Origin of the sequence: Litchfieldia stipae (assembly GCF_014837155.1) — a bacterium.
GTDB lineage: Bacteria > Bacillota > Bacilli > Bacillales > Bacillaceae_L > Litchfieldia.
On record NZ_JACYHA010000004.1, the window covers coordinates 125,249 to 137,383 of the forward strand.

The following is a 12,135-nucleotide window of genomic DNA, read 5'->3' on the forward strand; positions in this document are numbered from 1 at the left end:
TCATGTTAAAGAAATTAAGTATACCAAAGCTTATAACTACAGTTATTGTTTTTATAGTTAGTATCATGTTTTTATTACCTTTTGCTTGGATGCTTTCTACTTCGTTTAAAATAGAAGCAGATGTATTTACATTTCCAATTCAATGGATTCCAGAGCGATGGAATGGGATTAATAACTATCAAGAAGTTTGGTTCGGGCAGTTTCCGTTTTATGTCTACTACTGGAATTCTATTAAAGTAGCAGTCTCAACGACTGTTGTGTCATGTACTATCTCTGCGATGGCAGCATACGGTTTTTCAAAAGTTAACTTCCCAGCTGGTAAGTGGCTGTTTATCATCGTATTAGCAACTTATATGGTTCCACCACAAGCAAGCTTAGTTCCACAGTTTATTCTATATCGTAATATTGGATTGTTTGATAGTCATCTAGGACTTGTCTTATTAGGTAGCTTTAGTGTACTTGGAACATTTATGCTTAGACAATTCTTTATGGGGATTCATAATGAATATATTGAAGCTGCAAAGATTGATGGCGCAGGTCATTGGAGAATTTTCTGGATGATTGCTCTACCAATTGTTCGTCCAGCTGTTGCAACGTACGCAATTTTGAGATTCATCTGGACATGGAATGATTATCAAAATCCATTAATCTTCTTACGTACTGACGCTCTTTATACAATCCAGCTGGCGATGCAGAAATTCACAACTATTAATGGAGAGTTTTATTCACTCATCATGGCAGCCGCTGTATCAGCGATCTTACCTTTATTAATTATCTTTGTGATTGGACAAAAACAAGTAATAGATGGCATTGCATTAGGTGGAGTAAAAGGATAAATCATCTAAAAATAGAAATGAAAGTCAAAATAGTTATAGTTTAGGTAAAATTATTTTCATATCAGATAGAAAGCCCTTTGTTATAATTCGTGATGTAAGGGTTTTCTAAGTGAATACAAAGTAAGGGCTTACAAAAAGAGAAGGGGGAATTAAAAATGAAAAAGTTTTTATCAACGATTTTTGCATCAACGATTTTACTTGGTAGCTTAGCTGCATGCTCAGGAGATGGAGGAAATACGACAACTGGTACAAGTGGTGGCAGTGATAATGGATCTTCAGAAGAAACAGTGACGATTAAATTCCATACTCATGGTAACGAAGCAAGTTATAACTGGGCAGAAACAATTGCAGCCTTTGAAGAAGAATATCCAAAGATTAATGTAGATCTAGTTATTCTTAGTGAAAAGGGTGATACCCAAGAATCACTTCAAAAACTTGATTTAGCTGCTGCTTCTGGAGAACAATTAGATGTATTAATGTTCAGTGATCCAGCTAGTTATGCTCAACGTGTGGCATTAGGAATGGTAGCACCTATTGATGAATTTATTGAGAAAGATGGATATGTATTAACTGAGGAATACAAAGTAGATACGAAATTAAATGATAGCTATTATGCACTTCCTGGAAAATTCAATCCTTGGTATGTCTTACTTAATAAGGATCATTTAGATGCAGCGGGTCTTGAAGTTCCAACTGAATGGACTTGGGATGACTTTATGGATTATGCGAAGCAGTTAACGACAGATGATCATTATGGAACATTCTTCCACGGACCACAGGGTGGCGGTTGGATGGAATTTATGAAGTTGGCTCTAGCAAGTGAAGAGGATAATACTGAATTCGTAAAAGCAGATGGTACATCAAACATTGATAGCCCACTTTTCCGTAAAACATTAGAGATGCGTGTACAAATGGAAAAAGTAGATAAATCGGCTGTACCTTACACAGATATTATTTCACAAAAACTTCACTATCGTAATCAATTCTTTGCTCAAGATGCAAGTACAATCCTAATTGGAAGCTGGATGAATACTGAATTAGGTGGAACTGATCAATTCCCATTAGACTTTAATGTAGCTGTTGCACCATATCCAACAAATGAAGCAGGTGCACCTGGTTATACTCCTGTAACAACTGACTTTATGGCAGTAGCTGCAAATTCAGATCTTAAAGAAGAAGCATATACATTTATTCGTTGGTATACAACAGAAGGACAAATTGTACAAGGTAAAAACGTTCCTTCATGGAATGGTGTAAGTGAAGATGACCTTGGAACAATTATTGATGGTATCCTAGCAGGAACTGTAAGTCCAGAGAAAGTAGATAAAGATTCTCTATTAAGAGTACTAAAGAGTGCTCAATCATCTAAGATTATTCCACCAGTTGAGTATCAATCAGAGATTTACAAAGTTATTAATGATGAATATGAAAAATTAATCTTAGGCGATCAAGATGTTGATGCAACTGTAAATTCAACTCAAGAGCGTGTACAAGAAATTATCGATAACAACAAATAATAGATTGATAAAAAAATAGTGTTGGGGCGTAGACCGTTTCTGCCCCCTTCTTTTTCTTTTACTATTAGAATAAATCATTTCGTGATAGTATAAGAGAAACGAAGATGGTTGCGCTTTCTTTGGCGAACATCTAAGGTTTTCGACTAGAGGAGGTTGGGTTATGTGGAATCGGATTCAGCAAAAGCTGACGCCCCATTCTTTTCGTTTTAAAGTCATTTTGACTTCTGTCATATGTGTTGTTATTCCAGCTATTATGACTTTATTTTTTAATAGTTATTTAACAAAAGATGCAATGAAAGAACAAGCGATTTCAAATGCTGATCGTGAGCTGAAGTTAGCGGGTGAATATGTTTCAAAAATACTTGAAGACATGCTATACGCGGCTAATTTTGTACAATTAGATTCAGAGATTAATACCATTTTAAAGAAAAATGCAAGAGAAGATGCTATTAATCACTCTGACTTACCTGAAAATCAGAAATATGAGGATTATATTGAAAATCAAAAAGTTGCAAAAACAATTGATAATATTACGTTACTAGGTGAAAAATCATATGTGACCATTCTTCTACGAAATGGAAAGCACTATACAAACTACCCGGTATATGATTATGACCCGGAGAACTTATTTCATGAATCATGGTTTAAGGAATTAGAAGATGTCCATGGCTATGAGGCAGTATGGATTGGAAGTAAGCCGACGGTTTTTAAATCAGAGGTAATGAGGAATCCTTATCAGATTTCTGTAGCACGAACATTAAGTGATGCGAATTTAAAAATTTATGGCTACGTGATTGTCACTATAATGGAAAGTAAAATTAAACAAGCTTTTGAAAGTATACCAGGTAGTGGTGAGATCTTACTAATTGATTCAACTACAAATGAGATAATATCTCACAAAAATAATGATCAAATTGGTAGATTGTTTCCCTATTTGGAACAAATACAGAAGGATAGCTTTTCAAACATTATTGAAATATCAAACGAAGACTATCTTTATGCAGATCATCCCATAGCAAATACAGGATGGAAGCTAATTTCTATAAATCCATATAAGGAAGCTATTAGTAAAATAAACACAATCTTTGACAAAGTATTCTTTGCTCAATTGATTTCATTCATCATTTTCTTTCTTCTATTAACTTCTGTACTACAAACGATTACAAGGCCACTTGTCCATTTAAGAAATGTAGCGGCGGCGATACAAGGTGGTAATTTAACAGTTCGCTCCAACATACAAACAGAGGATGAAATTGGTCAACTCTCAAACTCATTTGATCAAATGTTAGATCGAATTAATGAGATGATTCTAGAAATAACAGAAACCCATAAAAGAAAACGGAAAGCAGAATTTGCGATGTTACAGGCACAGATTAATCCTCATTTTCTCTTCAATGTACTGAATTCAATCAGAATGAAGGTGATGAGAAAAGGTGATTATGATAGTGCAGAAATGATCAGTTCACTTTCAAAATTGTTAAGGCTGACAATTGATAAGGACAAAGGCATGATTACTTTTAAAGAAGAAGTAGAAATTGTCGAGGATTTTGTTAAGCTCATGAATATGCGCCAGAAGGAAAAAGTGACCTTTGATATTGAAGTATCGCGTGAGGCCTATATGGAAGTGATTCCACGCTTTATTCTACAGCCTATTATTGAAAACTCAATGATTCATGGGTTAAATCAAAGTGCAGGGACAATATCACTTGAAGCATATATCCAACAAAATGATTTTGTCGTAATTGTACAGGATAATGGCCAAGGCATGGATGAGGAAACCCTACAAAGACTTCGGCAAAATCTAGTGATACACAAAGACCCTAGCCTTGTAACAAACAAAAAAGGTTTCTCAAGTCTAGGAATCTCTAATGTATATGAAAGAATGCGAATGACCTTTGGTGAATCTTTCAAAATGGAAGTTCATAGTGTAGAAGGAAGCGGTACAAAGGTGATTATGTTAGTTTCTAGAGGAGGTAACATACCTTATGTATAAAGTGATGCTAGTGGATGATGACTATCCAGTATTAGAGTTATTGTCAGAAACAATTGAATGGGAGCAGCTTGGATTGAAGCTTCAAAGTATTCATGAAAACGGAGCTAGTGCACTTCAGCATGCATTCCAGGAAATGCCAGATATATTAATCACTGATATTGGCATGCCTAAGATGAATGGAATAGAGCTAATCAAACATATAAAGGAATCAAGGCCAACCATTCAAGTCTGTGTATTAACTTGCCATAGTGAGTTCGAGTTTGCAAGACAGGCATTACAGCTCAAAGTGCAAGATTATTTACTTAAAGATACCCTTAATCCCAAGGACTTATCAACAGTATTAATAAAACTAAAGGAAAATCTTGACATAGAAAAGGAAAAAAATTTAAAAAGCTGTAAGTTAGAGCATATCGTCGAGCGAAACCGTGAATCAATCAAAAAAGAGTTCATTAGGAAATCTATATATCAACCAATCTATGATGACAAAGAATGGTATGAAGAGGCAAATTCATTTGGCTTATCATTAAAAAAACAAGCATATATTCCTGTACTATGCACGATTCAAGAGTACCGATTGGCAAAGAATCTTTATCTTACTGAAGACACTTTAGTGTTTTCGATTCAAAACGTAATTGGTGAAGTGTTACAGGAATACAATCAAGACATTGTTCACTTTACACTTGGTAATAAGGAGTCATTTTTGTTCTTCCCTTATAGTTCAAATGTAAAAAAAGATTGTTATGGAAAAGCAAATGAGTGCATGAAAAAAATACAACAAAACGTATTAAATACATTAAATATTTCATTGTCTTTTATAGTAGGAGAGGTGCTTGATCATCATCTTCCTGCATTTAAAGTAGAACTTGATAGCTTATTAAAGAGCACTAATCAACGTTTTTATATGAGTAAGGGAAGTATTGAAAAAAAACGAGCTGATAAAGCAATTACGGAAGGATTATTTGCTTGGTATGATGAGGCATCTATTGAAATAAGGCAATTCATTATAGAAAGAGATGCTAAAAAAATCGATTCATTTGTTACAAAATGGACTGATGAATTTAGAGAAAAGCAGTACTCTCAAGAAAGTGTAAAGGACTGGGTGTTAAAACTCCTATTAGATGTAAAAGTGAAAATGAAGACGCTTCAAATTTTTGGGACGAAATATTCTGCAGAGATTCTTCATGAAGAAATGGTAGAGATCGATTCAATAGAAGAAATGAAAAAATGGCTTATTACCTACTTTGGCGCACTTCTTTCTTCAGTTGACGAAATCTCTACAAGGACTCAACGCAAAGAAGTAATCGAAGCCTTTAAATATGTGTCACTGAATTTGGAAAAGAAAATCACATTAGATGAAGTAGCAAAGCACCTTTATTTGAATTCAAGTTATTTTAGTCGGTTATTCAAAAAAGAGGTTGGAGAAACGTTTGTTGAGTACGTCACAAAAGCGAAGATTAATCGAGCAAAAGAATTACTTGAGCAAACGATTGATCCAGTAGGGAAAATTTGTGAACGACTAGGCTACGATAATCAGAGTTATTTTATAAAAGTATTTAGAAATTATACTGGAGTCACCCCAATCGAATTTAGAGGAGAAAAAGTATAAATAAGCGAAAAGGTGAGGATCACATGACAAATCATTTACAATGGGTTGATGAAGCCATACTAAAAGTAAACGAAAAAGTAGTGAGAACGAGTAAAAAGATTGGCGCTAACTTTCCGCATGCAAGTGTAGATGGAACATATAAATGTGAGGAGCCTTATTGGTGGACCGCTGGATTCTGGCCAGGTCTCCTTTGGTTAGTTCACAGAGATACAAAGGATGAGTCATTAAAAGAAATTGCAGAGCAATGTGAGGAACGATTAGATCAAGTCATTACAGATTATTATAAGCTCGACCACGACATGGGATTCATGTGGACATTAACTAGTGTTGCGAGATATAAGCTGCTAGGAGATGAAGAGTCAAAAAGACGCGCACTTTTAGTAGCAAACTTGTTAATGGGAAGATTTAATTCTGAAGGTAACTATATTCGTGCGTGGAATCCTTGGCGTGAAGGGGACGAAAACTCTGGCTGGGCCATTATTGATTGTTTAATGAATCTACCACTCTTATTTTGGGCGTCTGAGGTCACTGGCGATCCGCGATTTAGTCATGTAGCAAAGAAACACGGTGAAACGGTATTGGCTCATTTTATTCGCGAAGATGGCTCGGTTCACCATATCATTCGATTTGATCCAGAAACGGGTGAGAAAATAGAGGCGATTGGCGGACAAGGATTTGCACCTGAATCAGCATGGTCAAGAGGGGCATCATGGGCTGTATACGGCTTATCATTGTTATTCCAATATACAAAAGAAGATAAGTATCTACAAGCAGCAAAAAAAGTTTCCCATTTCTTTATCGCAAATTTACCAGATGACTCAGTACCGCATTGGGACTTCAGACTTCCTGAAGAGGTGACAAAATATCGGGATTCATCAGCAGGAGCGATTGCTGCATGCGGATTACTGCATATATCTCAACAGGTAGATTCAATAGAAGCGGGAATCTACAAAGATGCAGGAGTAAAAATTCTTAAGTCATTATATGAGAACTACGGTGATTGGGATAATCAAGGTCAGGACGGTTTAATTCTACATGGAACAAGTCATTACCCTGAAGGAAAAAATATAGACGTACCACTTATATACGGCGATTACTACTTTGTAGAAGGATTATCTACTTTAAAAGGTTATAAGGAACTATTTTGGTAAATCGATAGATTGCGGTTATGAACAATAAATAAGGAGTGACTGAACAAATGATGATAAGTGATTCCCCTGTTGCAACGAATCCAATTAAAACAAGAGAAGATGTTGCGAATCTATTAAAACAAATTTGTGATCCATTAAAGCCTTATTACAGCAATGGACGTGCAAGATTACGATTAGGAAAGACCGGTGCAGCATATTCTGATTCTGTAGCTGAAATGGAAGGCTTCTCTAGAGTGTTATGGGGGCTTGCTCCATTTCTCGCTGGTACAAATGAAGAGTATGAGATATGGGATTTGCATCTTCAAGGAATCAAGAATGGAACAAATCCAACTCATGAAGAGTATTGGGGAGAAATCAATGATTACGATCAACGAATGGTAGAGATGGCTGTTTATGGTCTAGCACTTCTACTCATCCCAGATAAAATATGGGAACCGTTAAGTGTTGAAGAAAAACATCATTTTAGTACATGGCTCCAACAAATTAATGAACATCCAGTCTGGGATTGTAACTGGTTGTTCTTTCCGATCCTTGTTAATTTAGGGTTAAAGCATGTTGGTGAGCCTTATGATCGACAAAAAGTAGAAGATAATTTAAATCGAATTGATGAGTTTTATTTATCAAATGGGTGGTATTCGGACGGAATCGACGGTCATAGTGAATATTACATCCCATTTGCGATTCATTTTTACGGGTTGATTTATGCAAAGGTTATGGAGAAGGAAGATCCTGTACGTTCCGAAAAGTATAAGTCTAGAGCAGAGGAATTCGCGCAAGATTTTATCTATTGGTTTGCTAAAGATGGTTCAGCACTTCCATATGGTAGAAGCTTAACCTATCGATTTGCCCAGTCTTCGTTCTGGAGTGCTGCAGTATTTGCTGATATCAAACCATTCTCACTCGGTGTGATGAAAGGATTAATTCTTAGAAATCTCCGTTGGTGGTTTGATCAAGAAATTCTAGATGACAACGGCCTTCTAACAATAGGATATGCATATCCAAATTTAGTTATGGCAGAAAACTACAATTCTCCAGGTTCTCCTTACTGGGCATTGAAAACATTTTTACCTTTAGCTCTTACAGAAGAACATCCATTTTGGCAGGTCGAGGAAGAACCATTACCAATGCTAAAAGAGAAATCAATTCAAAAAGAACCGCATTTAGTGTTTTGTCGAGATGAAGAAAGTGAGCACCTTGTTGCATTTAACTCAGGGCATAGTGGAACAAATGAACATACGCATACTTCTGCTAAATATGAAAAGTTTGCTTATTCGAATGTTTTTGGATTTAGTGTTCCCCGAGCAGAGTGGGGGCTTGCTCAGGGTGCCTTTGATTCAATGCTTGCATTGAGCGAAGGGGACAATATTTACCGTGTAAAAAGACTAAGTGAAGAATATAACATAACTGAAGATTATATCTTCACAAAATGGAAGCCATGGCACGATGTTGAGGTGAAAACATGGCTTATTCCAGGGAATCCTTGGCATATTCGAGTTCATGAGATTCAAACAAATCGACTTTTAGATACTGCTGATGGAGGATTTGCGCTAGGTATCGAGGATAAAGTTGGGAAGGTAAATCTCGAACGTATTGAACAAGAGCAAGAATGTCTTGCCAATATGCCAGTAGGTGCTTGTGGAATCAAACGTTTATTTGGTGGTGGGAAAGCTGAGTTAATCTTCCCTAATGCTAATACAAACCTATTAAACTCTCGCACAGTGATTCCAACCATCAAAACGAGAATTCACCCTGGCACAAGCCTGCTAGTAAGTGCTGTGTATGGAGAAGTGAATAGTAAAAAGTCATGGGAACAGATCCCGACAGTTGAAGTAACTGATTTAAAAATAACTATTTGTATGGAAGCCGGTCATCCAATCGAGATATTGCTGAACGAGTCGAGGTGAGTTCACAGTTGTTTACAAAAATAGATGAAATAAAAAAAGTGATCGGAAAACAAAAAGGATCTCTATTATTTTCAAATAAAGTGGAGCAAGACGAATGGTTCAAATCTATTAAAACAAATCCAGCTTATCAGCCATTACTTGCAGAAATCATAGAAGAAGCTGAGAGGTTACTACAGGAACCAGTCCATGAAATCCCATTCTCTACGTTTTCTATCTTTCGTGACAAAGGATTACGCCTAGAGTACGAGAAGGTTTATTTTGAAAAAAGAAATCGACTGAATGTTTTTGCTTTAATGACGTTGATTGAGCCTAATCAATCAATTTATCAAGAGCAGCTTCAAGATTCTATTTGGTCAATCTGTAATGAATATACTTGGTGTTTACCTGCTCATTTAAAAAATAGTCCTGAGATGGATTCAAGCTTTGATGAAACAATGCTTGGGTCCATTTATAACCAACAATATACGATTGATTTATTTGCTTCCGAAACAGCTTTTACTCTAAGTGAAATATATAAATTAACGGAGAATTTCCTTGATCCGCTCATACAAAAACGAATGGTTGAGGAGATTTATCGTCGAGTATTATTACCTTTCTGTAATCAGCCTAGCTTTCATTGGGAAACTTCCACTCATAATTGGGCGGCAGTATGTGCAGGGTCTATTGGAGCTGCTGCCTTACACCTTATCAATGATGAAGAAAGGCTAACTAGTATACTAGAACGTGTTCTTCATTCGCTGAATTATTATTTACAGGGATTCAATGAAGATGGTACGTGTATGGAAGGCTATGGATACTGGCAATATGGTTTCGGCTATTTTACGTATTTTGCTGATTTATTAAAGAAAAAAACGGATGGGGCATTAAATTTATTTACCTCAGAAAAAGTACATCACATCGCCTTATTTCAACAAAAATGTTTCATTCATAGAAATCAGGTTGTGAACTTTTCCGATTCAACGGAGAAAGCAACAGTGTTTTTAGGATTAAGTCATTATTTAAAGGATATCTACTCAGATGTAGAGGTGCCGGAAGAAGACCTTCGTGCTCCTTTTACAGCAGACCATTGCAGCAGATGGGCACCAGCCTTCAGAAATCTACTGTGGTTTAATGAGAATGAAACAGGGAAGCCTTGGCAAAATGCAACTTATTATATGAGCGATTCACAGTGGCTTATTTCGAGGAATGATCGATTAGTTTTTGCTTGTAAGGGTGGACATAATGACGAACCTCATAATCATAACGATATAGGTCACTTTATTCTACAAGCAGATGGTGAAACTTTGCTTAAGGATTTAGGAAGTGGGATGTACTGTGATGGTTATTTCGGTGAGGAGCGTTATTCATTCTTATGTAATGGTTCACAAGGGCATTCTGTACCGATTATAAATAATCAGTTTCAAGCTGAAGGAATCTCACATTTCGCGACAATCACAGATGTCTCATTGCACGATGACATCGATCGAGTGGAAATCGAAATGACAAAAGCTTATGAAATTAAGTCACTGGAAAAGTTGGTTAGAACATTTAGCTGGAAGAAGAAAGATGACAATAGAAAACTCATTTTGTCAGATGCCTATTTATTCAAAGAAACACCATCCTGCATTATTGAACGCTTCATAGCTCCAGTTCTTCATGTCACTGAAGAGCAGGATGGTGTGATATTGAAAGGTAAACGAAAACTGAAAATTATATTTGATAGAAGTATGCTAGATTTTGATTATCAAGAGGCTGAATTTATCAATCACTCTGGTAAAGTAGAAAAATTACTAATGCTAGATTTTAAAGTAAATGAACCTAAATCGATTGTTCAATTAGAATTTCGCTTTCAGTTGTTATAATATGAAACCTGTCCTAATGGGCAGGTTTTTTAATATTACTCTTTCAGAAAAATGTTTTAGTACTAAAATTTTGTATGAATCAACATTCAAACTAATAATTAATATTAAAAGTTTGTATTAATACAAAAAAATGGTTTATATTTAATTTATAACTACTTTGTTGATATAGGATTGGGGTAGAGTATTATGCTAGAATTATCGATTTATAATTTGAGTAATTTACAAAAGGTTGCTCATGCTTTATCATCAGAAGTTCGCTTGAAGATTATTTATTTATTAAACAAAGGAACCATGAATGTACATGAGTTATCAGAAAGCTTGGATAAACCAGTTTCTACCATCGCTGCACATGTGAAAGTGTTAGAGGACTGTGGTTTAATTTTGACAGAGCTCAGGCCAGCTACTAGAGGCGCTATGAAGGTTTGTGCACGTAATTTTGATGACATTCATATTCAGTTAAATGCCGTAAAAGATCAAGAAAAGGATAATAAATATTATGAATTAGAGATGCCAATTGGACAATATATCGATTTTCATGCTTCACCAACATGTGGCATAGCTAATCACGAAGGAATCATCATTCCAGAAGATGAACCTGTTCATTTCTATAGTCCAGTGCGAACCAATGCTCAATTATTATGGACAAGAAAAGGTTATTTTGAATATAAATTTCCACTCGCCATACCTGCGGACACAAAGATTAAGGAATTGCAAATCTCATTAGAAATTTGCTCAGAAGCACCTAATTATGACCATAATTGGCCATCTGACATCACAGTATGGTTGAATGGTATTGATATTGGAACATGGACTAGTCCTGGAGATTATGGCGATCGTCCTGGAAAACTCAATCCGGTATCATGGAGTGAGACGACAAGTACTCAATATGGGGTATTGAAAACATGGAAGGTAACAAACCACCAAACAACGATTGACGATGTTAGCTTATCTGATATAAAGCTAAATGATTTAAATTTGTTAGAGAATCAATTTCTAACCTTTCGAATCGGTATCAAAGATGATGCGGTTCATAAAGGTGGCTTTAACATATTTGGCAAAGAATTTGGTGATCACCCTCAGGATATTAAATTAAAAATGACGTTTAGTGATAATTGAAGCTCTCTATTAATCCATCAATTCATATTTGATGGATTTTTTGTATTGTAAAATTTGGAACTATTAAACAAGTATTTTCCAAAAAAAGATTGACTATTTCGAAATGAAAGCGTATTCTATGATTAAATACAGATAAGTTGTAATTAAACAGAATATCTGTATTAAATAAAA

The 12,135-nt window shown here is 35.6% G+C and carries 8 protein-coding genes; all 8 read left to right on the plus strand.

Annotated features, from left to right (window positions below):
* The first annotated feature begins 2 nt into the window (after positions 1-2).
* The 8 genes from F7888_RS06635 (at position 3) to F7888_RS06670 (ending at position 11,964) form a co-directional block, all read left to right on the plus strand.
* Positions 3-836 (plus strand): carbohydrate ABC transporter permease, encoded by an 834-nt coding sequence (locus F7888_RS06635; protein WP_191778394.1) that lies wholly within the window; start codon positions 3-5, stop codon positions 834-836.
* A gap of 155 nt (positions 837-991) precedes the next feature.
* Complete coding sequence (locus F7888_RS06640) at positions 992-2,353, plus strand: ABC transporter substrate-binding protein (RefSeq protein WP_191778395.1); 1,362 nt, start codon at positions 992-994, stop codon at positions 2,351-2,353.
* Positions 2,354-2,513: 160 nt separating this feature from the next.
* On the plus strand, positions 2,514-4,346 hold the full coding sequence (locus tag F7888_RS06645; protein ID WP_191778396.1) for a cache domain-containing sensor histidine kinase: 1,833 nt from the start codon (positions 2,514-2,516) through the stop codon (positions 4,344-4,346).
* Entirely contained in the window at positions 4,339-5,952 is a 1,614-nt protein-coding gene (locus F7888_RS06650; protein ID WP_191778397.1) for a response regulator transcription factor, read from the plus strand. Before F7888_RS06645 ends, F7888_RS06650 begins: the two co-directional genes overlap by 8 nt.
* A 23-nt stretch (positions 5,953-5,975) precedes the next feature.
* Complete coding sequence (locus F7888_RS06655) at positions 5,976-7,103, plus strand: glycoside hydrolase family 88 protein (protein WP_191778398.1); 1,128 nt, start codon at positions 5,976-5,978, stop codon at positions 7,101-7,103.
* 47 nt (positions 7,104-7,150) lie between these two features.
* On the plus strand, positions 7,151-9,007 hold the full coding sequence (locus F7888_RS06660; RefSeq protein ID WP_225228632.1) for a DUF2264 domain-containing protein: 1,857 nt from the start codon (positions 7,151-7,153) through the stop codon (positions 9,005-9,007).
* A gap of 8 nt (positions 9,008-9,015) precedes the next feature.
* Entirely contained in the window at positions 9,016-10,848 is a 1,833-nt protein-coding gene (locus F7888_RS06665) for a heparinase II/III family protein (RefSeq protein ID WP_191778399.1), read from the plus strand.
* A gap of 186 nt (positions 10,849-11,034) precedes the next feature.
* The gene (locus F7888_RS06670; RefSeq protein ID WP_191778400.1) at positions 11,035-11,964 is read left to right on the plus strand and encodes an ArsR/SmtB family transcription factor; all 930 of its coding nucleotides are present in this window, start codon (positions 11,035-11,037) and stop codon (positions 11,962-11,964) included.
* Positions 11,965-12,135: the final 171 nt, after the last annotated feature.